Genomic DNA, 23,514 nt, shown 5'->3' with positions numbered 1-23,514 from the left:
AACTGATTTAATCTTGAAATATAAGCTTCCCCGTATAGGTTTCTTCGATGTCAACAATGGGTGGGCGGTTTACAGAAATTAAATCTCCGGTACTTAAAACCTTTCCGCGTAGTGCTTGTGTAGGATTTACAATAACTTTATTTGTTCCTCTGTGAAATATATTGAGATTTTGTATTTCAAAATCTGCTCCTTCAAATCGTACATCACCTTCTAAGAAATTAATGGTAGCAGTTGCGGCTTCCCCAGAAATATAAAAATTACTTAGACCGTCTGCGGTAATATTCAATTCGTTAACATCAAGTTGTAATCTAAAATCCCCGTCTTTATGATAAAAATCTTCTTCTTCGCCATCATTACTCAGCAGGGTCAGCGAGGGATAACTAAGCACACCATCACTTTGCACCTCATAGCCTGATGCGTTGCGTATCTGCTTAATATTTGGTGACGTCACATACACCTTACTAATATTAAAGTCTCTAACAAGATTACAGCCGTTATTATTTAACACCGTTAAAACACCATCTGTAACAGTTACCTCAATATCATCAAGTAAATTTTCTCCAGTGGCAATCACCACCTTTTGTACCGGCCCTTCTTTTACGACAAGCTGTAAACGTTCTTCGATTATAATGGCTTCAAAAGCATCTACTTCAAATTCCTGTTCTACACGATCTCCCTCAGTCTGAAAACAATTGAGACCTTTTTCTGAATTACAAGAAAGCGCTAGAAAACAGAATGAAACAAGGTAATAGATATTTTTCAAAGCGTATTAAAATAAGAATTAGTAGTGCCGCAAATCTCGGTTAAAAAATTAGCTTCATTAAGAATAAGGCAATCTTAATTCTTGAGATTTGCTATCAACCTATCTATTCTTGCTCACCCTCTGCCATAAAAATCTCTCGATTTAAAATAACAGCACGTTCTTTGGCTAGTTTTAAAGTAGGGTCAAATTTTGCATACTTAGAAGAACTATGTTTAGTAATAAAATCTTCATAGAGTTTTAAAACTGCACGTTTGTCTTCGTAATAATTATCTGCAACTACAGCCTGGGTATATTCTGCATTTTTATTCTCAGGATTCTCAGCTAAAGAACGTTTTACATACTTCATTGCATTTGCCCAGTCTTTTTTCATCTCGTAGGTACGCGACAACGTGTAATACTCTTCATCTAGAGGTTGATCTTTATATAAAACTGCAAAAAGACCGTGTATTTCTGCAGACTTTAGATCTTTTGTATAGTTATAGAGCTTTGCTAAGGTTGCGTGAAGATGAGCATCTTCTGGCGAAAACTTCAATGCTTCTAAATATTGCTCAATTGCCAATTCATACATGCGATCTTTGTAATAAGCGTTACCCAATTTCTCACGAATAAATTGCGAATTCTGTCCTAGAGAAATCAATTTTTCAAACCAGATGATGGTTTCTTCATTCCAGCCTTTGTAGTAATAGCTTTGGGCAAGAGTGCCTATAATTTCAACATTAGTCGGGTAACTTTCTAAGGCTTTAAAAGCTAGTTTCTCTACCATTTTAAAATCTTTCTTCTTTAAGAAAAAAGTGGCTAATTCAGAAAGTGCCTTTTGATGTGTGCTATCTAAAGCTACCGCTTTCTCATAATCGCTGAGATATGGATAAAGAATTTCCTTTCTGTCCTCTAAAGAATCTGAAGCAGTTACCTTGATATTCTTCGGCATATTCTCAATTGCACGGCCGCGCTGGTAATAAAATTCAGGATTGGTTTCATAGACTGAAATTAATTTGGTAAAAACGCTGTCTGCTTCTTTAAATTTATGTTTAGTAATGAGCAGTTTACCATACTCATTCATTGCTATTACCTCTTCTGTACCTGTAGCTGCTTTTGCATAATTAGACAATGCATTATCCAAAGTCCCTTTTGCCTGATGCGCACGGGCCAATTTTAAATAAATTGATTCTTTTTTAGGCTGAATCGATTCATAGTGTTCAATTGCAGCACTGTAATTTCCTACGGCATACAAACTATCTGCAACGGCCAAAGCCGAAGCTTCCTGAGCTTCGGCAAGGCTGGCAATTAGTAAAAAAATAAACAACTGGAATTTATACATATTAATGTCTAATGAACCTGAAATACAATAGGAAGCGAGTATAATACATTTACAGCCTCACCACGTTGCTTGCCTGGTGTCATTTTAGGTAATTGGCTTACTACGCGTATTGCTTCTTCCTCAAGTTTAGGATGAGGCCCTCGAGAAGCTACATCGATAACTCGACCATTTTTATCAATTTTAAAACGCACATAGATTCGATTAATACCGGTAAAACCTAATTCTTTACCCAGGTTGGTGTTAAAATTTTTATTTACAAATTGAGAAATGGACTTTGACATACACATTTTTTTCTCTTTGTTAGTTGAGCCTTCACATCCGGGAAAAGCAGGGGCCTGGTCAATAACCGCAAAAGGTACGTCGTTGATTACCTCTTGATTTTGACTCTCTACCACTTCTATATCCTCACCTACAGGCATTTCGTTAAGTGCTATAGCTTCTGTTATACCTTCGACATTCTCAGTTACATCAACTTTTTGTTTGTATTGTGTCTCAAGTTCTTTTAAAGAATTTAATTCTTCCTGTGTGATATTCTCTTTAGTGTCTAGTGTAGCTTTCAAATCTGCCACCTGTTCTTCTAATGAGAGTGATTGCTTGTTCTGGGAATCTGCGTTGTCATCGGTACAACCTACATAAGTTAAGATACCAGCGATAAGCGGAAGCACTAACATATACTTCCATTTTGCATTGTTTTTTGATTTTTTTTGTAACATAACGATTCGTTTTTTGATTAATGAATGATTGAAAAAAGTATTGATGAATGAAATATGTTGCGTACCAAAAGCGGTATTGAGCAACTGATTGTAATAGGATTTCCTTTCGGTTTTTTGGGTAGCGTGGGCATCGGCGATGAACTCGTGCAACTCGGCCACTTTATTTTGATAGATATAAACTAATGGATTGAACCAAAACACGATGCGCAGGATTTCAAAAATAAAAAGGTCTATCCCATGTTTGTGCTTTAAATGCACTTCTTCGTGTGCCAGAATGTGGGCTTTAGCTTCCTTGGAAATTTTATCTCCTAGAAAAATGGTTCCTAAAAAGGTAAATGCCGCATCACTGTTAGGAATAGTGATTATAGTGCCATCAGATTTACGCTTAAAACGGAAATACCGCTTGATTTCCTGATATTTTCTGAATAAAATTCCGCCACTAAATAGAACTCCCGCAGCATAGAGCAAAATAAAAATACTCCAGTCTGTTTCTTGAGAAGCAGGCGCAGCTTCATTTTGCACTCCTCCTGCATTAATAATTACTTCAGGTAAAAACATAATGTTTTCGCGTAGCGGGATCTTATTCTGAAACAACTCAAACTGCATTAACGGCAGAGCAAATGCAAGAAGTGCTGTACTTATTAAATAGACCCGATTCACATTAAAAAAGGTCTCTTTACGCAGCCAGAGTTGATACACGCCTATAAACAGCGCTTGAAATACAATAACCTCAAGAATATATCGTACCATAATTAATCATCTTTATTAATTTCCTTTAAAATAGCTTCGAGTTCGCCAGCACTCATTTCTTTCTTCTTAACGAAAAAAGAAACCATACTTTTAAAACTCCCATTAAAATAATCGTTGACCATTTTTGACATAGAAGCACTGCTGTAATCATTTTTTTGGACCAGCGGAAAATATATATGTCCTCTCCCCTGCTTTTTATAACCAACAAATTCTTTTGATTCTAGAATACGAATTATTGTTGATACGGTATTGTAAGCGGGTTTTGGTTCTGGCATCTCCTCAATTAAAGCTGCGACATTCGCTTCTTTAAGTTCCCAAAGAATTTGCATTACCTCTTCTTCTGCTTTTGTTAATTGCTTCATCATATAAATCTAATTAGGGATTAGTTGCTAATAGTACATTTCAAATATAAACTAATTATTTAGTTAAACTAAACAATTAGTTTATAAAATTTTAAAAACACGTATTTTATCGAAGAATTGCCTTCGATTATTTATAAAAACGTAACATATAATTATGCTGAAACTGTAAGGCTCACTACATATCCTTCAGAATTACGCACATTAAAAACAGTGCCATCTTCAAATATTAAGTATTGTCCTTTTACACCTTTAAGTTTACCCTGGTACTCCGAAGTTTTCTCGAGATTGAGACTTTTTAATTTTGTAGGATATTGTAAAACTGGAAATTCAATATTTGTCTCCAGGTTGTTTTCAATATAATAATCTAATGCTTCCAGAGGTATATATTGCTTTAATTGATTTCGTTTCTCAACAAGATTCTCATCTTCAATATCATTCTTTAGCATTTTACGCCAGTTAGTTTTATCTGCGATATAGCCCTTTAAAGCTACCTCGGTAATTCCTGCGAGGTATCTATTAGGAACTTCTACAATCTCAATAGCTTCGTGTGCTCCCTGATCTATCCAACGAGTGGGAACTTGAGATTTACGCGTAACACCCACTTTAATATTGCTACTATTTGCCAGATAAACGATGTGAGGTTGTAGCTGTACTTTCTTCTCATAATCTAGATCGCGATCCTCAATATCTAAATGTGCCTTACTCAGCTCAGGACGCATTAACCAGTCTGCTGCCTGAGGCACTTTATAAAAATCATCATAGCAATACCCCTGACGATAGATTTTTTTGTTTTTTCCACAAGCTAAACATTGATATTTTAAAAATTCGATGCGTATTGTTTTATCTAGAAGCTGATTCACGTGAATGAAATCATTTTCGAAAACCATATAATACTGGATTGGATTATCGAGTTCTGTTTGCATTTTTGTGAGTACTCCTTGATATTGCATAAAAATAATCTTAGTTGATTTGTTTGAGTTAAAAAAAACCTAATTTTAGTCGCTCTTGCCACTAATTACAAAGAATGAGAGTTCAAATATACTAACAAATGCCGATACCTTTAGTCAATTCTATCGCCAGCTGGTTTTTAAAAAAACGCATACACCAGATGGAATTGTTTCTCAAATATCCTCACGATGTTCAGCAAGAACTTTTACATAAACTAATTCAAAAAGCCAGAAATACCGAACTAGGTAAACAATATGGTTTTAAGGAAATACGCTCTTATAGAGATTTTGCAGAGCAAGTACCCGTGCGTAATTATGAAGATGTACAAGGTTTAATCGAGCGTGCACGCAAGGGAGAAAATAATATTTTTTGGCCTTCTCCGGTCAAATTATTTGCTCAAAGTAGCGGTACTACAAATGCAAAAAGTAAATACATCCCCGTAAGTCCAGAAGCGCTTGAAGATTGCCATTATGCAGCTAGTAAAGACTTATTGTGTGTTTACCTCAACAATAATCCAGACTCAAAATTATTTACGGGTAAAAGTTTGCGCCTGGGCGGAAGCAAACGTTTATATGAGAGTAATGGAACATCTTATGGTGATTTATCGGCTATTTTAATAGACAATATGCCTTTTTGGGCAGAGTTTAGCAGTACTCCCGGTAATGAGGTTTCTCTTATGAGTGATTGGGAAGTCAAAATGCAGGCCATTGTTCAAGAAACTATACAAGAAAAAGTAACCAGTCTTGCAGGTGTACCCTCCTGGATGCTTGTGTTGTTAAACAACATTCTAGAGACAACAGGAAAAAATGAGTTAATGGAAATCTGGCCAGATCTGGAAGTCTATTTTCATGGTGGTGTAAGTTTTGATCCATATAGACAACAATACCACAAGCTTTTCCCTAATCAGAAATTTAAATACTACGAAATATTTAATGCTTCGGAAGGTTTCTTCGCTCTTCAAGATAAAAATGATACTAATGATCTCCTGCTGATGCTGGATTACGGTATATTTTATGAGTTTATCCCTATGGATCAACACGGAAGAGATGGCGAGAAAATTATACCTCTTTCTGAAGTAGAGCTAGGAAAAAATTATGCAATCATTATAACGACTAATTCTGGCTTGTGGCGCTATAAAGTGGGCGACACAGTTAGATTTACGTCTATCAACCCTTATAGAATACGCGTAAGTGGTCGTACTAAACATCATATTAATGCGTTTGGAGAAGAACTGATTATTGAAAATGCAGAAGTCGCTCTAAAGAAAGCAACTGCACTAACACAATCTGAAATAGTAGATTATACAGCGGCTCCTATATTTATGGTAGATAAAGAAAAAGGTGCTCACGAGTGGTTTATAGAATTTAAAGTAGAACCTGCAGACAAGCAAAAATTCAATCGCATCTTTGATATTGCTTTACAAGAGATCAATAGTGATTATGAGGCGAAGCGCAAGAATAATATGACGCTTAATCCACCCACGATTCATTATGCTCGAACAAATCTTTTTTATGACTGGTTAAAATCTAAAAATAAATTAGGAGGACAGCATAAAATTCCGCGTCTAAGCAACACAAGAGAACTTGTTGAAGAACTTATTGTGCTTAACAAAAAAAGCTGATTCTAACTAAATGGATTAATTTATCCGTTCAACGAATTTTAAAACACTTTAGCCAAAATATTACTTCAGGTTCTAAACTTCTCCTAATTTGACCCTAACAAATCATAACTCAAAACACGCTTACTTTAAAAAGTTAGCAGCTTTGACACTAGCAGTAACATTACACTCTTTGTTACTGCTGGGGCAAAGCAAATCTAAAAAGCGTGACCTCGCATTTACCGTTATTGCTGAAACTAACCTCAAGGCTCCCTCTAGTACTAAAGCAAACTTTACTTATTTAACTCAAGAACTGCCTATAAATACTTCGGCTTTTGAATACGCGAGTTGCATATATCAGAATGAATTAATTGTAGTTTCTAAACGTAAAGTTGGATCAATCGCAAAAACGAAAAGTACCATTGTAGATCAAAGTGACTATAAACTTATTGCTTTTGCACAAGATCAAAATAACTGGTCTCAAGGCCATTTGTTTGAGGATGCATTTATGGGGAAAGAAAATCACGGCGGAATCACATTTTCAAAAGATGAAACCCGAGTTTATTTTACAAAAACCTCTTTAGAAAATCCGCAGGTTTACCAACTTTATACAGCCGATAAAAAAAATAAGTTTGCAAATCATTGGCAAAATGAAAAAGCTCTAATACTAGCAAACAAAAAATATTCTATAGAACATCCTTGGATTAGCCAGTCTGGAAAGTTTTTATATTTCTCAAGCAATATGCCCGGTGGGTATGGAGGTTATGATATTTATGTATCAGAGATTCATAAAAATGGAAGTTTAGGAAAACCGATTAACCTTGGTGATAATGTGAATAGCATATACGATGAAAATTACCCCACACTCAACAATAGCGGGACTCAAGTCTATTTTGCATCTAATCGAACAACAGGTTTTGGTGGTTTTGATTTATATAGCTCTAATACCAGCTCAGGAGATTATAGTAAATCTGTAAACCTTGGGCCGAGTATAAATAGTAAATACGATGAGGTAGGCTATATTACAACTTCTGATACTACAGGATATTTTAATTCTAATAAGAATGCGTTGAGTAGAAATCAAAATATTTATAGTTTTACACTACAACACTAACTATTAAAATAAAAAAAGGCTGTTACCGAAGTAACAGCCTTTTTTTGTTCGCATCCTCTTTAATTAAGAAACTGCTTTTAATTTCTTAATCGTCGACTTTTCAAGTTTAAACTCTGCATATTCTTTATCCACTTTAAAAGAGGAAATATCAGAACTTGGTAAATCAAACATCGCATCTGTAAATATTGCTTCGCAAAGTGATCGCAGACCACGTGCTCCCAGTTTATATTCGATAGCCTTTTCAACAATATAGTTGAGTGCTCCAGATGTAATTTCAAACTCAATATCATCCATATGAAATAACTTTTCATATTGTTTGATAATGGCATTCTTAGGCTCGGTTAAAATAGCTCTAAGGGTAGCCGCATCAAGTGGATCCATATGTGTTAAAACCGGTAAACGCCCTATAATTTCAGGAATTAAACCAAAGTCTTTAAGGTCTTTAGGTATGATATATTTAAGCAAATTATCGCGCTCAATTACATCATCACTTTTGCTTGCACTAAAACCTACCGCTTGCATATTTAAACGTTTACTTATAACACGGTCTATGCCATCAAAAGCACCGCCGGCAATAAATAATATATGCTCTGTATTTACTTCAATAAATTTCTGATCAGGGTGCTTACGTCCTCCTTTAGGCGGAACGTTAACCACTGTACCCTCCAGTAATTTTAGAAGAGCTTGTTGTACACCTTCTCCACTTACATCTCTTGTAATAGATGGATTATCCCCTTTACGTGCGATCTTATCGATCTCATCGATAAATACGATACCACGCTCTGCCTTTTCTAGATTATAATCTGCAGCTTGTAAAAGACGCGTTAAAATACTTTCTACATCTTCACCTACATAACCAGCTTCAGTCAATACCGTTGCATCTACAATGGCCAAAGGTACATTAAGCATTTTTGCAATGGTTTTTGCCATTAAGGTTTTACCTGTACCGGTCTGACCTACCATTACGATATTACTTTTTTGAATCTCGATATCGTCATCAGATTCTGGTTGTAACAAACGCTTGTAATGGTTATAAACTGCTACCGCCATTACTTTTTTTGTAAAGTCTTGACCGATAATATACTCATCTAAGAAATCTTTAATTTCCTTAGGTTTTTTTAAAGTAAGATCACTATTCAAGCCCTTCTTGTCAGTATCCTTAGCTTCTTCTAAAACTATACCGTGAGCTTGTTCAATACATCTGTCGCAAATATGCGCATCAAGGCCTGCTATTAGCAAGCTGGTTTCCGGCTTTTTCCTGCCGCAAAAGGAACATTCTAATTCTTCTTTCGCCATAATTCATCAATTTGGTTTTTCAATATAAAGCTTAAAAAACCAGTATTATTTCACTTTATTCGGTTAACCGATTTATTCTCTGGTAAGAATTTCATCAATCATTCCGTATTCAAGTGCTTTATCTGCTTTCATCCAGTAGTCACGGTCACTATCTTCATGAACTTTTTCATAAGTCTGACCAGAATGCTTAGCTATAATATTATACAACTCTTCTTTTAAAGTGATAATTTCTTTTGCTGTTATTTCTATATCACTTGCCTGGCCTTGAGCACCACCCATAGGCTGATGAATCATCACACGTGAATGAGTAAGACCGCTACGCTTGCCTTTTGCACCTGCACAAAGTAAAACAGCTCCCATAGAAGCAGCCATACCAGTACAAATAGTAGCCACATCAGGTTTTATGAATTGCATCGTATCATAAATACCTAAACCGGCATAAACACTTCCTCCCGGAGAGTTAATATAAATTTGAATATCTTTTGAAGCATCTGTACTTTCTAAAAATAACAATTGAGCCTGTACAATATTTGCAACTTGATCATTAATTCCAGTGCCTAAAAATATAATACGATCCATCATTAAGCGAGAAAATACATCCATCGCTACCGCATTCATCTGGCGCTCTTCAATAATATTTGGAGTTAAACTTACAGGATACATGCTGCTCATGATTTTATCATAATACATGCTATTTACTCCCTGATCTTTAACCGCGTATTTTTTAAATTCTTCTGAGTAATTCATAGTTATCTTTTCAAAGTTCTAGGTTCACTAAATCCTAAAATTAAATTTCATTAAAAAAGGTGCTTGTAACACCTTTAGATACTTAGTAAAAAAAAGCGTCTTAACCTTACAGTTAAAACGCCTAAATATACTATTAATATCAGAGAATTACTAGTTATAGACTTCTTTCACAAACGTGTCAAAGGTCACTTCTTTCTCTTCTAATTTCACATTTTCTTTGAAGAAGTCAAGTAACTTCTTATTCATAAGCTGCTCAGAAAGACGCTTTACTTCATCTTGATTGCTTAAGATACGTGCAGCAATACCTTCTAGCTCTTCATCTGCAGGATCAGATTGACCGTACTGAGCCATTTGCGCTTTAATCATTTCTTTTGCAAACGCTTTAATCTCTTCAAAAGTGATTTGCAATTTGTTGTCTGAAATTACTTTACCTTCTATAAGCTGGTAACGTAAACCTTTTTCTGAACGTGCATATTCTTCTTCTGCCTGCTCTACAGTAAGTTCTTTCTCACCGCTACGCTGAATCCATTTTTTAAGAAATTCTGCAGGAAGATCAAACTCTGTATTTTCAATTAAAGCTTCTGTAACATCATTAAGCAATTGCTGATCACTCTGCTGCTTAAACTGGCCTTCACCTTCTTCTTTAATTTTTTCTTTTAATTCGGTAACACTGCTTATTACTCCAGGACCGTATAATTTATCAAACAAATCTTGATCTAAATCAGCAGCTACTCTATTGTTTACCTCTTCTATTTTAAAAGAAACCTCAAGATTTTTTTCTTTAGCTTCTTCTTCAGACAATCCTAAAAATGACCTGTAATCACCAGCTTCTTTAAAAAGACCTTTTGTAGAAACGGTAACAACGTCATCAACTTTTGCACCTACAAACGCAGATGTATTTGCCTTTCCTTTTAATTTATCTACTTCAAATGTAGTTTTCTTTTCAAAGCCTTCTTCTTCATTCACAAAGCTTCCAGATACTTCGTCACCTGCAGCAACTTCTTGCTTGTTTGTAAGTTTTCCGAATTGCTTTTGAATCGTTTTAATCTGATTTTCTATCATCTCATCGTCAACGATGATCTTGTAGTTTTTGATCGCTTTTTTAGGTTTAAGATCAACTTCAAACTTTGGAGCTAATCCTAATTCAAATTCAAATGAATAGTCATCTGATTCCCAGTTTAAGTCACCCTGATCTTTAGGCAAAGGATTACCTAAAACATCCAGCTTCTCTTCAGTTAAATATTTTTGAAGATTCTCTTGTAAGAGCTTATTAACCTCATCAACTAATATTGCCTTACCATATTGTTTCTGAACAAGACCCATAGGCACGTGACCTTTTCTAAAACCAGGTATATTTGCAGATTTACGGTAATCTTTAAGCACTTTTTGTACTTTTTCAGTATAGTCCTCTTTTGCAATATCTATTTTCAGTACTGCATTTAACTCGTCAATATTCTCTCGTGTAATATTCATCTTCTAGTGGAATTTTCCTATAAAATTTGGAGTGCAAAAGTACATCTTTTTTACATCCTTACAAAGTTTTAATACTTTGACCATCAGTTGTCTTCTATTCCTCTTTAATTAAAGCAAACAAGATGGATTGAAACAGCGATAATAATAGACTGAAAATTAACGCCCACCAAAATCCATCTATCTCAAAACCAGCTACAAAATAATCTGCCAGTAATATAATAATAGCGTTAATAACTAAAAGAAAAATACCGAAGGTTAACACGGTTATAGGTAATGTTAATACCACAAGTATAGGCTTTACAATAAGCCTTAATAGCGCTAGTACAACTGCTACAAGCAAAGCAGTCATAAATGAGGTCACACTTGCACCAGGCAACAAATAACCTAAGAGAATAACTGCCATTGCAGTTAGTAATAATTTTACGAGTGTTTTCATAATTCTGTTTTAGATATCTAAAATAAAAAAAACGCTACTCAATCGAGTAGCGTTTTACAAAATAGTATTCTAAATAATGATTAATTACTTTGACTTGCAGTCACTGTATTATAATTTCCTATATTAACCATAGGCACTGTAGAACCATAGGTACTATTGATTTCTAAAATAGCTTGGTTAGCTAAGTAAGCATACCCTCTAGGTGTAGGATGAACTCCATCTAAAGAAAATGCTCCACCGGTAACAAAAGTTGAAGTAAGTGTTCCTCCATCAAAGCTAATTCCACCATTTGCAAGCTGACTTAAAATTGCTTTAGCATCTACAAGGGCTAAGCCATTTGCCTGAGCTACAGCAGCAATAGTTGCATTATAAGAAGCCTGAGCTGCTACTACTAATGCCTGTTCTGAAGGTGTTAAAACAAATTGATCTGTTACTGGAGAACCTACTCCTATTGCGCTTGAAGGGTCGTTAGGATCTGCTAATGTACCTAATATTGAAGAAGCTGTCAAAACAAAAAGATCATCTGGCGTAGCTTGTCTTAATTTAGGTAAAAATGTACCTGGAGCCGCCGGATTAGGTAAATTTGTAAGACTTTCATCAAGAATTACAGCAGCATTTTGACCTTCAACAAAATTAATCGTGCGCGCGTCACGCTCTTCTGCACTTATAAATCCTAATGTTGCATACTGCGACATTCCACCATTATATTGGGCATAAGCCTGATTAACTACTGAAGCTGTCCCAGCATCTAAAGGAATCGCATTATAAGGTACTGTTGTAAAATACGGTATAGAAGTAACGTCTGGAATGTTAAATAAAACACCTCCTGTAGCCGATGCCATTAGTGCACTTACTTCTTGAGAATACACACTTGCAAAAACTTGCGGATCAGTAATATCATTAGCCCCATAAGTTGCAGGATTTAAATTCCCTTTCTGGTCAACACCTATTCCACCACTGGTTGCATAACTAAGAATATCGTTATTACCTATCCATAGTGAGAAAAATGTAGGTTTCTGTGCAGCTGCATCAGCAATTATTGTAGCATTAGCTTCTGATGCAAAACGTACAAAATAAGGATTGGATGCGCCAGTAGCAACTCCTGCTATATTACCATATCCAGGAGCTACAAGATGAAAACTCTTTGCTCCAGGAACACCCATATTATTAAATGGACCACTTAATAAGTTTGAGATATCTGTTGTAGGTGTACCACTTAGTCGTACAGGTCCCGGATTGCCATTAGCATCAACTGCAAGAACAAAACGGTTTTCTGTTATTTGAGTACCATTTGCTAAGAGTCCGCCAAGATTATCATTCACTAGAGGTTGCTTAAACTCACCACCACCTGCTAATGCAAATTGCCCTGCTAATATATTAGGAAAACTCGTGTTTTGCCCTGTAATATATAAAGCTCCATCGGCATAACCCGAGGTTAGAGAATTACCTACTGAAACAAAGTTTGAAAAGTCTGCAGAGCCATTTGTATAAATACCACCATCTTCAATAGCATTTTCAAATTCGGCCTCACAAGCTGTAAGAAGCACGGCTGATAAAGCCATGTATTTTATATAATTTTTCATGATCTAGCTAGTTTACATTTTATATGTCACACCAATTCCCGGAGCAAATGCACTTGATTTGTAAGTACCTCCAAAAGAAGAACCATCACTCACATAATCATATGACTCATCAATTTCTTCAAATCTCAAATACAAGAAAGATGCATCAATAGCAAAATTGTTAGAAATCGCATAAGAAAGACCTGCGGTAAAACCGTGACCATCATTACGTGGAGTTTCTGGAGCAAAATATCCTGAACGTATAGGAGTCTGGTCATAATAATAACCTGCTCTCAAAGAAAATTTCTCACTCGCCTGATAGGCAAATCCAAACTTATAAATAGAAGAGTTATCATAATTACGTGGATTTATAGATTCTTCACCATTTCCAAAAACGATATCTAAATCTTCATACACATCCCAGAAGGTACGGGTAAAATCAAAATTGAACGCCCATTTCTGACGCTGGTAAGACAGTCCTACCGTAAGCTCTGCTGGTAAAGGAAGAGAAGCTTCAAAACTTGTCTCACCATTATCTGGAACTAGCGGAGAGTCTGGAAAGTTTGCAAATGTCGCAACTCCTTCAGTAGATTCTAAGATAATTTCAGAACGGTAACTTGCACCTATACTTAAATCATCTGTTACATTAAATAGTGTACCTACAGACCAACCCCAGTTTGTAACACCAGAATCGTCTACTGTAATATTAGAGCGATTACCTTCTAAATCTGTAAGAGTTCTGTTTGCATTTCTATTAAAGTTAACGCTACCAGTCACAAAGATAGGGCCACCACCTACACTGAATCTATCATTAATTTTAAAGGAAACTAACGGTTGAATGTAAATAGCCGCAAGATCAATATCATTAACCAAATGTGAACCTGCCCAATCTGTAGGCCATTCTACACCACTACCGTAAGGTGTATAGACTGCTAGACCTAAACTGAATCTTTCATTTAGCGCATAGGAACCATATAAATAAAATGGAGTACCCGCAGAACTGTCTGTATTTGAGAACTGTCCTGTACTTGTGTTTTGCCAAGCTACATCAGAAAAAACGCCAAACCCACCGGCCGAAACGTTAATCTTATTTTCTAAAAAAACCAAACCAGCCGGATTAAAAAATGCAATCTCAGCACTGTTTACGTAAGCCACACCGGTGTGACCCATCGCAAGAGCTCTTTGCCCTTGAAGTCCTACTCTATAACCTCCCGCAAACGTTATCGCGCAGGAGAATAAGAATAAAGACGTAAATAAAATTTTCTTCATGCTTTAAAGGGGGTTAAAAATTAAAATCTAATAATTGAATAGCTAAAATTAGGAATCTCACAAATTTTAAGCATTTTTATCACGATATTTATTATGTATGCATAATAAATCTGTGAAAGCAATTTTATGAAAAATTCGGGAGTTGTAATAACTATTCTTAATAATTTATTAATCTATAATGTAGAATTTTATGATTTTAACCCGCTATAGCCTCTATTTAGATTGGTTAAACTGAAATTTACCTCCCTATCTGTATGTTTTATACCACAAGCACTTAACCTAAGAATTGCATAACTCCCTTATAAAAGTCTTCGGGATTTTCAGCATGAAGCCAATGTCCTGCATCTTTAATACCTTTTATTTCGGCATTTGGGAAATGTGCATGGATAAGATGTTCATCATCTTGTGAAATATACTTTGATTTCATTCCCTTAAGAAACAAAGTTGCTCCTTCATAGATAGTTTGAGTAGGCAAAGCCTCTCCTATTGACTCAATTTCTTTAACCAGAACAGGAAGATTCATTCTCAAGGCAAGTGTTTTATCTTTTTGCCAGTATAAATTTTTGAGCAAAAATTGCCTCGTTCCCCAATCTTGAATATAATTTTCTAAAAAAGCATCTGCATCACCACGAGATGATCGTGCTTCTTTACTTGCAGATAATGCTTGAAGTCCCTCTAAAATTTGCTGATGATGTTGTGGATATTCCTTAGGACCTATATCTGCAATAATCAATTTATCTACAAACTCTGGATAGCGAATAGCAAAAAGCATTGCTGTTTTACCACCCATAGAGTGACCTAATAAAATAATTTCTTTTAAATTTTTTGCTTCGCAATATGCCTTTAAATCATCTGCAAGTACCTCATAATTAAAAACAGTATCATGAAAACTTCTACCGTGATTACGCTGATCTACTAGGTGCATCTCATAACCTGCTTCCTCAAACTGGCCGGCGAGTGATTTCCAGTTATCACCCATCCCCAAAAATCCGTGAAGAATAACAAAAGCTTTTCCAGAACCAGAAATGTTGCTGTGTAAAATCATTTATCTAAGGCTTTTAAATAAGATTTTATGGTTTTTTCTAGTCCGTCGTAAAGCGCTTCAGCAATTAATGCGTGACCTATAGAAACTTCTAATAAATCTGGAATACTATCAGAAAAGAACTGAATGTTTTCTAGAGACAAATCGTGACCGGCGTTTAAACCTAAATTTAAGTCCTGAGCAAGTAAAGCAGCCTCTACATATGGTTTCACTGCACTTAGCTGACCATTTTTAAATTTAGTTGCAAAATCTTCAGTATATAATTCTATGCGATCTGTACCTATAAGTTTTGCACCCTCAATCATCTCAGGAATAGGATCTACAAAAACCGACGTGCGTATGCCGTTACGTTTAAATTCTTCTATAACTTCTTTCAGAAATATCTTATGTTTTACCGTATCCCACCCTGCATTAGATGTAATTGCATCTACAGAATCTGGCACGAGTGTCACTTGCTCAGGACGAACTTCTAAAACAAGATTTATGAATTTTTCTACCGGATTACCTTCAATATTCAATTCTGTAGTAACTACATCTTTTAAATCGCGGGCATCCTGATAACGAATATGACGTTCATCTGGACGCGGATGTATAGTAATGCCTTGTGCTCCAAAGCGCTCAATATCTTTTACTGTCTTGATAAGATTAGGAACATCTCCTCCACGTGCATTACGCAATGTGGCTATCTTATTAACATTTACACTTAATTTTGTCATTTCAATAATTGTAACTTTGCTTACAAAAATACGAAGTAGCACAGGCTAACACCTTATTTTTTTTTAATTAAATTGCATCTAGCAGAAGCTATGAAAATAACCGACTTCATAATTAAAGATATCGATCCTTTAGATGAGCGCCTTCTTATGGGAGATGCGCAAGATCTCTTTAGCCAGACCACATACTCTCACGTCCCTATTACAAGGAATTCAGTTTATGTAGGTTGCCTTAATGAAAATGACGTGCATTGCCATGAAGCTGAAGAATTAATAGCTGATAATGCACATATGTATGAGATCTTTTTTGTGCGTACAGACACTAATTGGCTGAATGTATTAGAAGCATTTGCTCAGAATAATACCAATTTAATGCCGGTACTTGATGAGAGTACACGGGGATACTTAGGATATTATGAGTTGGCCGATGTAATGACCTACTTTAATAATACCCCGTTTTTAAATGAACACGGAAGCATTTTAGTTATAGAACACGGTATTCACGATTATAGCTTTAGCGAAATAAGTCAGATAGTAGAGAGTAATGACGGTAAGGTATTGGGAGCTTTTATTTCAAAAATAAAAAACGAAGTCGCTCAAATTTCAATAAAAATAGGCGGCAACACGAGCTTTAATACCATTCTTCAGGCTTTTAGACGCTACGGCTATGTTGTAATTTCAGAACATCAAGAAGATGCATTTATAAAAGATTTACGAGAGCGTTCTCAGTATCTTGAAAAATACCTAAATATATAATCCCCCTTATGAAAGTAGGTATCTACGGCCAATTTTATCACGAGAATTCTGGACATTATGTGCAACAGCTACTTGACTTACTGGATCAAAAAGGTGTAGAAGTTATTATTGAGGAGAATTTTCTGCGTCTCATTCATGAAAATGATGACATTAGTAAAACATACTCTCATTTTAGCACTTTTGAAGAATTAGATACAAGTTACGATCTCTTCTTTAGCATAGGAGGAGATGGTACAATTCTACAAACGGTAACTTATGTGCGTGATTTAAATATTCCTATTGTAGGTATTAATACTGGTAGGTTGGGTTTTTTAGCAACTGTTCAGAAAGAAAGATTGGTAAGCTCTGTAGAAGAAATTTTGAAAAACAATTATAGTATTTCAGAACGTTCACTTATTGCTATTAAAACTTCCCAACCCAATGAAAACTTTGAAGAATTAAATTTTGCTTTAAACGAAGTTACCGTAAGCAGAAAAAACTCAACTTCAATGATTTCTGTTGACACCTATTTAAATGGCGAAAAACTTACAAATTACTGGGCAGACGGTCTTATTATATCAACCCCTACAGGTTCTACAGGTTATTCTTTAAGTTGTGGAGGACCAGTAATCACCCCTATGACATCAAGCTTTATAATTACCCCTATTGCTCCTCATAATTTAAACGCAAGACCTATTGTAGTGCCTGACGCTACAGAGATTAAATTAATTGTAAGTGGTAGAGAACAAGAACATCTGGTTTCCTTAGACTCCAGAATTGCTACATTACCTATTGAAACTGAGATTACCCTTACAAAAGCTTCATTTAAGATAAAACTGGTACTTCTTGAGGAAGATACTTTTCTAACTACCTTAAGAAAAAAACTACTTTGGGGAGAAGACAAGCGCAACTAAACAATAAAATCATACTTAATTGGTTTACAAAAGACCACAGAATCATTTTTGAGTCTGCGTAAACAATATTGCTATATTTGCAAACTTTTGAAACCTATGCGGTATTTATCCACGATCATTATTGCACTCTTCAGCAGCTTATTAACTGAAGCACAAACCTATGAGATAGGCTTATATGGTGGCGGTACAAATTTTATAGGTGATGTGGGCAAATCTAACTACATCGCTCCTAATGCCCCTTTTATTGGCGGAATTGCAAAATGGAATCGTAGTCCGCGACACGCATTTAGAGCTAGTTTAGTCTTTGCAAATCTGGAAGCTGCAGATAGCGAAAGTGACGACCCAAGAAGACAGCAGCGGGATTACGAATTTAATTCAAGCTTTGTTGAAGCTTCTCTGGGAATAGAATATACCTTCTGGGATTTTGATTTACATAATAGCTTTACTAGGCCTGCCACCCCTTATTTATATACGGGATTTACCTACTTTTACCACGACGTCTTTAGACTAGACACATCTGAGGATGAACTTGTAAATATAGGATCTGAAGGTAATTTTGCAATACCTATGGTTGTAGGTTTTAAAGCACTGGTAACCAATTCTATTATTGTAGCCGCAGAGATTGGAGCACGCTATACATTTACAAATAATCTGGACGGGAGCTATTTAGGAGATGGAGAAAGTAGCTCTTTTGGAAATATAAATAATAATGACTGGTATATGTTTACAGGTCTTACCGTAACATATACCTTTGGACGACAGCCGTGCTATTGCGGTTTTTAAGTATAAATAATGGATTTTTTAGACGAAATAGATCACGATAAACTGCCACAGCACATTGCTGTTATTATGGATGGTAATGGTCGCTGGGCTAAAAACCAAGGATTGTTACGCGTTAAAGGACATCAGAAAGGCACAAAGGCAGTTAGAGAAACTATAGAAGCTTGTGCAGAACTAGGTGTGGCTTGTGTGACGCTCTATGCATTCTCTACTGAAAACTGGAACCGACCTAAGTTTGAAGTTGACACGCTGATGAAACTTTTAGTTTCTTCTTTAAAAAAAGAAATTAAAACACTTCAAGACAACAATATATCTCTTCATGCTATTGGCAATCTCTCGAGCTTACCAGAAAAAGCACAGCGCGAGCTGGAAGAGGTAAAAGAAAAAACAAAAAATAATTCACGACTACGATTAACGCTGGCATTGAGCTACGGCTCAAGGGAAGAACTGGTAAAAACAGTGCAGGAAATAAGTCTTAAAGTTAAAAATAACCTAATTTCGCCACATTTAATAAATGAGGCAGTCATTAAGGAACATTTGTACACTCATGACTTGCCAGATGTAGATTTACTTATACGCACCAGCGGTGAACAACGCATAAGTAATTTCTTATTATGGCAAATAGCCTACGCCGAGCTCTATTTTACACCAGTGCTCTGGCCAGATTTTACAAGAAAACATCTGTACGAAGCAATATATAATTATCAGAAAAGAGAACGACGATTTGGAAAGACGAGTGAGCAAATTAACTAAGCAGATGGCTAAACAAACAGGGGTAATTTTAGCCTTTTTACTAAGTTGTATAAGTTTTACAACAGCAACAGCACAAAATGATTTACCGGTTTCTAACGGAAAGCAATATGAGATAGGCGTTATCTCTGTTGTAGGAGCTAAGCAGTATAATGAGCAAACCGTAATTGCTTTTACTCGCTTAAAGAGTGGAGATATGGTATATCTTCCCGGAGATCGTATTAGTAACGTGATTAAAAAACTATGGGATCTAGATCTTTTTAGCGATATAAATCTTTACGCTACTATTAATGGTGACAAAGTAGATCTTAAATTTGAGATTGAAGAAGTTCCTGAACTTAATAAGGTTACTATAACTGGTATTAAGGAAAAGAAAACTAAAGACATCATTAAAGATAATGATCTTAATAAAGGAACTAAGGTTACTGAAAACCTGATAACCAAAACCAAGTATTATATTGAAAATAAATATAAGAAAGAAGGCTATCTAAATTCTAAGGTTACCATTTTAACCAGACCTACTACAGATACTACAGATACACAACGTGTAGATATGTTAGTAAATGTAGAATTAAGCGATCGTGTTAAAATTGAGGACATTGAGTTTATAGGTAATGAGCAAATTTCTGATGCTAAGTTGCGCAAGCAAATGAAGAATACAAAGCAGAAAAATCTTATTCGTTTCTGGAAACGCTCTAAATATATTTCTGAAAATTACGATGAAGATAAAGTAGCAATCGTTGATAAATACAAAGAAAACGGTTTTAGAGATGCTCGAATTGTTACAGACACTTTAATTCATAGTGGTGAAGACCTTATTACCTTAAAATTAAGTCTTGAAGAAGGTGACAAGTATTACATCGGAGATATCGACTTTCTAGGCAACACTGTGTACTCAGATAGAGAGCTTGCTCGCCAGTTAGGTCTTGAAAAAGGTGATGTTTACAACGGTGTTTTATTAAAGGAGCGTATTTCTAAGGATGGAGATCCTAACGCAGACGACCTTTCTAATCTTTATAAGAATAGCGGTTATTTATTCTCTTCTATAAATCCTGTAGAAGTAAATGTTGAGAACGATACTATAGATTTTGAGATACGTATTACTGAAGGTAAGCTTGCTTATTTTGATCGTATTACAATTTCAGGTAATGATAAAACTAAAGACCGTGTTATCTATCGTAACCTACGTACACGTCCCGGACAGCGCTACAGTCAGGCTGCAGTTTTACAAACTACAAGAGAACTTGGTCAAACTGGATTCTTTGATCCTGAGCAATTAAATCCTCAGTTTTTAAATGCTAATCCTTACGATGGTACTATTGATATTAACTACGCATTAGTAGAGCAAGGAGCCAGCCAGATAGAATTACAAGGTGGTTATGGTGGTGGTGGATTTGTAGGAACATTGGGACTATCTTTTAATAACTTTTCGATTCAGAACTTATTTAATAAAGATGCTTACCAGCCTTTACCTATGGGTGATGGGCAAAAGTTTAGCTTAAGAGCACAGGCTAGTACCTATTATCAAACGTATAGTGCTTCCTTAACTGAACCTTGGTTAGGAGGTAAAAAGCCAGTGCAGTTGCAATTGAGCTTCTCTCACAGTATCCAATATCGCTATAACTTTAATGGTGGCAATACTGCTAGACCAGATAAAGACAGTAGATTCTTAATTACTGGTGGATCTATAGGTCTTGCTAAACGTCTTGAAGTACCAGATAACTATTTTACAATTTCACATGCTATAAGTTTTCAGCATTTTGATTTGAGAAATTATAATGTAGGCTTATTTACATTTGGTAATGGATCTTCAGAAAACTTAGCATATACAGTAGGTATCTCAAGAAATGAAGGTGACGTTAACCCGATTTTCCCACGTACTGGATCTAAATTCAGTTTAACTGCAAAGCTTACACCTCCCTATTCATTGTGGAACGGGACAGACTATAAAGAGTTAGCTGATACTCGTGCTTCTTTAGATCCTGTAGCAGATCAAACAGAAATTTCAGAAATAGATCAGGAACGTTTTAACTGGTTAGAATACTATAAAGTTAAATTTGAAGGACAATGGTTTACTTCATTAGTAGGTAAATTGGTTTTAAGTTCTAAAGTAGAATTTGGTTTCTTAGGAGCATACAATAATGATAGAGGCATCCCTCCTTTTGACCGCTTTTTCTTAGGTGGTGATGGTTTAGGTGGTTATGCACTAGATGGTCGTGAAGTTATACGTTTACGTGGTTATCCTAATCAATCTGTACTTCCACAAGACCGTGTAGATAATTCTAGCTTAGATGCTAGTGATGGTGCTACAGTTTTTAATAAATTTGAATTTGAGTTGCGTTACCCTATCACTTTAAAACCTTCGGCATCTATTTATGCTTTAGTTTTTGGAGAAGCAGGATCGTCATTTGATAATTTTAAAGATTACAATCCGTTCTTAATGAACAGATCTGCGGGAGCAGGTGTACGTATCTATATGCCGGCTTTTGGTCTTTTAGGAATAGATTTTGGTTATGGATTTGACCCAATTCCTGGAACAGTAGGCGGACCTAACGGATGGGAAACACACTTTATAATTGGACAACAATTTTAATTTGGCACGATATTTTCTAATATATTAATGTCTATGAGAAACAACGTTATTTTACTAAGCTTAACCGTATTATTTACGGGATTCTTGGCAGAAGCACAACGTAGTATTCGCATTGGATATGTAGATATGAACTATATCTTAGAAAATGTTCCTGAATATCAGGAAGCGCAAATACAATTAGACAAACGTGTGGCAGGTTGGAAAGATGAAATCGAAAAAAGGACTAAGGAGATAGATTTAATGAAGACCGCTCTTGAGAATGAACGTGTTTTATTAACTCAAGAACTTATTAAAGAACGAGAAGATGAGATTCGATTTCTTCAGAATGAAATATTAGAATATCAGCAGAAAAGATTTGGACCTCAGGGTGATCTTATAAAACAGAGAAGTGTTTTAGTAGAACCTATTCAAGATCAGGTTTTTAATGCAGTACAGGAGATTTCAGCAAACAGACAATATGATTTTGTCTTTGATAAGTCTGAAGAGCTAGTTATGTTATATGCAGATAAGCGCAATGATATTAGCGATCAAGTTTTGTTGAGTATTAAAAGATCTTCTAAGAGAAGTCAGGTAAATAATAATGCAGACAAAGCTCAGTTAGAGCGTGATGAATCTTTAGATCTGGATGAAGTAAGAGAACGTGAAGCACGAGAAGCTGAAGATGCAGCAAAACAGTCTGAGCGGGATCGTATCGTTGATGAACGCCGTGCATTACGGGATTCTATACAAGCTGCAAAGCAAAAAGAATTTGATGATCGTAGACAGCAACTATTAGATGAGCGTCAGCGTAAGAAAGATTCAATTAGAAATGTACGAAATGGATCAAGATCATCTGGCAATCCACCGGGTTTACCAGAAGCTGAATCAAGCAGTGAAGGAGTATTAACTCCAGAACAACGCAGGCAACAAATATTAGAAGAAAGACAAAGAAGAAAAGATTCTATATTAGAATCACGTAAAAAGATAAAGGATTCAATTAATTAAAATTACGCCTCGCCATTAGGCTTTACCAATGGCATTTCAATACTTAAATAATTAAACACTTAATATTACTTACAATGAAACACGTTAAAACCCTAGTTGTAGCCATAGCTTTAATCTTAGGAACAACAGGATTTATGCAGGCTCAAGATCTTAAAGTTGCTCACATAGCTACTCAAGAATTGTTAACATCAATGCCACAGTATAAGCAAGCGCAAGCTGACTTAGAAAAATTACAGAGTTCGTACGATGCTGAAATGACAAATATGGCTAACGAACTAAAGAAAACTATGGAGCGTTACGGAAATGAGGCGACTAGCCAAACTGACGAGACAAACCTACAACGTCAATCTGAAGTTGAGCAAACTCGTAATAAAATAATGGAATACCGTCAAAACGCTTTGAGAGATCTTCAAAAGAAAGAATCTGAAGCTTTACAGCCTATCGTAGAGAAAGCGCGTGTTGCAATCCAGAAAGTTGCTCGTGCAAAAGGTTTCAAATACGTTTTAGACAGCACTACAGGTACTGGTCTAATTTTAGCAGACGGTTACGACCTTATGGCTGATGTAAAGAAAGATTTAGGTATCTAAACACACCAAAATAACTTTTATAAAACTGCCCTACCGCTTAATTTCGGTAGGGCAGTTTTTTTATATTT

General features: G+C 35.6%; 22 protein-coding genes. 9 read left to right on the top strand and 13 right to left on the bottom strand.

Annotated features, from left to right (window positions below):
- Positions 1–7: 7 nt before the first annotated feature.
- The 5 genes from ABVM53_RS08885 to ABVM53_RS08865 form a co-directional block, all read right to left on the bottom strand.
- Entirely contained in the window at positions 8–763 is a 756-nt protein-coding gene (locus tag ABVM53_RS08885; protein ID WP_405325239.1) for a head GIN domain-containing protein, read from the bottom strand.
- Between the two features lie 103 nt (positions 764–866).
- Positions 867–2,066 carry a hypothetical protein gene (locus tag ABVM53_RS08880; RefSeq protein ID WP_405325236.1) on the bottom strand — a complete coding sequence of 400 codons (1,200 nt, stop codon included), beginning with the start codon at positions 2,064–2,066 and terminating at the stop codon, positions 867–869.
- 23 nt (positions 2,067–2,089) lie between these two features.
- Positions 2,090–3,544, bottom strand: coding sequence for a M56 family metallopeptidase (locus ABVM53_RS08875; RefSeq protein ID WP_405325233.1), 1,455 nt, complete (start codon positions 3,542–3,544; stop codon positions 2,090–2,092).
- 2 nt (positions 3,545–3,546) lie between these two features.
- The gene (locus ABVM53_RS08870) at positions 3,547–3,906 is read right to left on the bottom strand and encodes a BlaI/MecI/CopY family transcriptional regulator (RefSeq protein ID WP_128756726.1); all 360 of its coding nucleotides are present in this window, start codon (positions 3,904–3,906) and stop codon (positions 3,547–3,549) included.
- Positions 3,907–4,058: 152 nt separating this feature from the next.
- A complete protein-coding gene (locus ABVM53_RS08865) occupies positions 4,059–4,856 on the bottom strand; it encodes a DUF2797 domain-containing protein (protein WP_405325230.1) in 798 nt (265 codons plus the stop codon).
- 98 nt (positions 4,857–4,954) lie between these two features.
- Between ABVM53_RS08865 and ABVM53_RS08860 the strand changes: the two genes are divergently transcribed.
- Complete coding sequence (locus tag ABVM53_RS08860) at positions 4,955–6,475, top strand: GH3 auxin-responsive promoter family protein (protein ID WP_405325227.1); 1,521 nt, start codon at positions 4,955–4,957, stop codon at positions 6,473–6,475.
- A 142-nt stretch (positions 6,476–6,617) separates the two neighbouring features.
- Positions 6,618–7,565: a TolB family protein gene (locus tag ABVM53_RS08855; protein WP_405325224.1), complete on the top strand. Its 948-nt coding sequence runs from the start codon at positions 6,618–6,620 to the stop codon at positions 7,563–7,565.
- A gap of 63 nt (positions 7,566–7,628) precedes the next feature.
- Here ABVM53_RS08855 and clpX read toward each other — a convergent pair whose 3' ends face one another.
- The 8 genes from clpX to ABVM53_RS08815 all read right to left on the bottom strand — a co-directional run bounded on the left by clpX (position 7,629) and on the right by ABVM53_RS08815 (position 16,106).
- Positions 7,629–8,861, bottom strand: a complete 1,233-nt coding sequence (gene clpX, locus ABVM53_RS08850) for an ATP-dependent Clp protease ATP-binding subunit ClpX (protein ID WP_128756424.1) — start codon at positions 8,859–8,861, stop codon at positions 7,629–7,631.
- A gap of 72 nt (positions 8,862–8,933) precedes the next feature.
- Complete coding sequence (gene clpP, locus ABVM53_RS08845; protein WP_128756423.1) at positions 8,934–9,608, bottom strand: ATP-dependent Clp endopeptidase proteolytic subunit ClpP; 675 nt, start codon at positions 9,606–9,608, stop codon at positions 8,934–8,936.
- Between the two features lie 150 nt (positions 9,609–9,758).
- Positions 9,759–11,081: a trigger factor gene (tig, locus tag ABVM53_RS08840; RefSeq protein ID WP_405325220.1), complete on the bottom strand. Its 1,323-nt coding sequence runs from the start codon at positions 11,079–11,081 to the stop codon at positions 9,759–9,761.
- Between the two features lie 94 nt (positions 11,082–11,175).
- The gene (locus tag ABVM53_RS08835) at positions 11,176–11,517 is read right to left on the bottom strand and encodes a phage holin family protein (protein WP_405325217.1); all 342 of its coding nucleotides are present in this window, start codon (positions 11,515–11,517) and stop codon (positions 11,176–11,178) included.
- An 80-nt stretch (positions 11,518–11,597) separates the two neighbouring features.
- Positions 11,598–13,100: a G-D-S-L family lipolytic protein gene (locus ABVM53_RS08830; protein ID WP_405325214.1), complete on the bottom strand. Its 1,503-nt coding sequence runs from the start codon at positions 13,098–13,100 to the stop codon at positions 11,598–11,600.
- A gap of 12 nt (positions 13,101–13,112) precedes the next feature.
- Positions 13,113–14,348, bottom strand: a complete 1,236-nt coding sequence (locus ABVM53_RS08825) for an OmpP1/FadL family transporter (RefSeq protein WP_371455118.1) — start codon at positions 14,346–14,348, stop codon at positions 13,113–13,115.
- Between the two features lie 274 nt (positions 14,349–14,622).
- Positions 14,623–15,393 carry an alpha/beta fold hydrolase gene (locus ABVM53_RS08820; RefSeq protein ID WP_405325211.1) on the bottom strand — a complete coding sequence of 257 codons (771 nt, stop codon included), beginning with the start codon at positions 15,391–15,393 and terminating at the stop codon, positions 14,623–14,625.
- Positions 15,390–16,106, bottom strand: a complete 717-nt coding sequence (locus ABVM53_RS08815) for a pyridoxine 5'-phosphate synthase (protein ID WP_405325209.1) — start codon at positions 16,104–16,106, stop codon at positions 15,390–15,392. The genes ABVM53_RS08820 and ABVM53_RS08815 overlap by 4 nt, the downstream gene beginning before the upstream one ends.
- A gap of 90 nt (positions 16,107–16,196) precedes the next feature.
- Between ABVM53_RS08815 and ABVM53_RS08810 the strand changes: the two genes are divergently transcribed.
- The 7 genes from ABVM53_RS08810 to ABVM53_RS08780 all read left to right on the top strand — a co-directional run bounded on the left by ABVM53_RS08810 (position 16,197) and on the right by ABVM53_RS08780 (position 23,446).
- Positions 16,197–16,859: an acetoin utilization protein acuB gene (locus ABVM53_RS08810; RefSeq protein ID WP_405325206.1), complete on the top strand. Its 663-nt coding sequence runs from the start codon at positions 16,197–16,199 to the stop codon at positions 16,857–16,859.
- Positions 16,860–16,867: 8 nt separating this feature from the next.
- Complete coding sequence (locus tag ABVM53_RS08805) at positions 16,868–17,752, top strand: NAD kinase (RefSeq protein ID WP_128756415.1); 885 nt, start codon at positions 16,868–16,870, stop codon at positions 17,750–17,752.
- Positions 17,753–17,848: 96 nt separating this feature from the next.
- Complete coding sequence (locus tag ABVM53_RS08800; protein WP_405325202.1) at positions 17,849–18,535, top strand: DUF6089 family protein; 687 nt, start codon at positions 17,849–17,851, stop codon at positions 18,533–18,535.
- Between the two features lie 9 nt (positions 18,536–18,544).
- On the top strand, positions 18,545–19,285 hold the full coding sequence (locus ABVM53_RS08795) for an isoprenyl transferase (protein WP_405325199.1): 741 nt from the start codon (positions 18,545–18,547) through the stop codon (positions 19,283–19,285).
- 4 nt (positions 19,286–19,289) lie between these two features.
- Positions 19,290–21,875 (top strand): outer membrane protein assembly factor, encoded by a 2,586-nt coding sequence (locus ABVM53_RS08790; protein ID WP_371455124.1) that lies wholly within the window; start codon positions 19,290–19,292, stop codon positions 21,873–21,875.
- A 33-nt stretch (positions 21,876–21,908) separates the two neighbouring features.
- A complete protein-coding gene (locus ABVM53_RS08785; protein WP_405325196.1) occupies positions 21,909–22,859 on the top strand; it encodes an OmpH family outer membrane protein in 951 nt (316 codons plus the stop codon).
- A gap of 74 nt (positions 22,860–22,933) precedes the next feature.
- A complete protein-coding gene (locus tag ABVM53_RS08780) occupies positions 22,934–23,446 on the top strand; it encodes an OmpH family outer membrane protein (protein ID WP_128756410.1) in 513 nt (170 codons plus the stop codon).
- The last annotated feature ends 68 nt before the right edge of the window (positions 23,447–23,514 follow it).

Source organism: Leeuwenhoekiella sp. LLG6367-2.1 (genome assembly GCF_045055775.1).
GTDB classification, from domain to species: domain Bacteria; phylum Bacteroidota; class Bacteroidia; order Flavobacteriales; family Flavobacteriaceae; genus Leeuwenhoekiella; species Leeuwenhoekiella aequorea.
The sequence above is the reverse complement of the archived record's forward strand: the minus strand, read 5'-3'. Positions and strand labels throughout refer to the sequence as shown.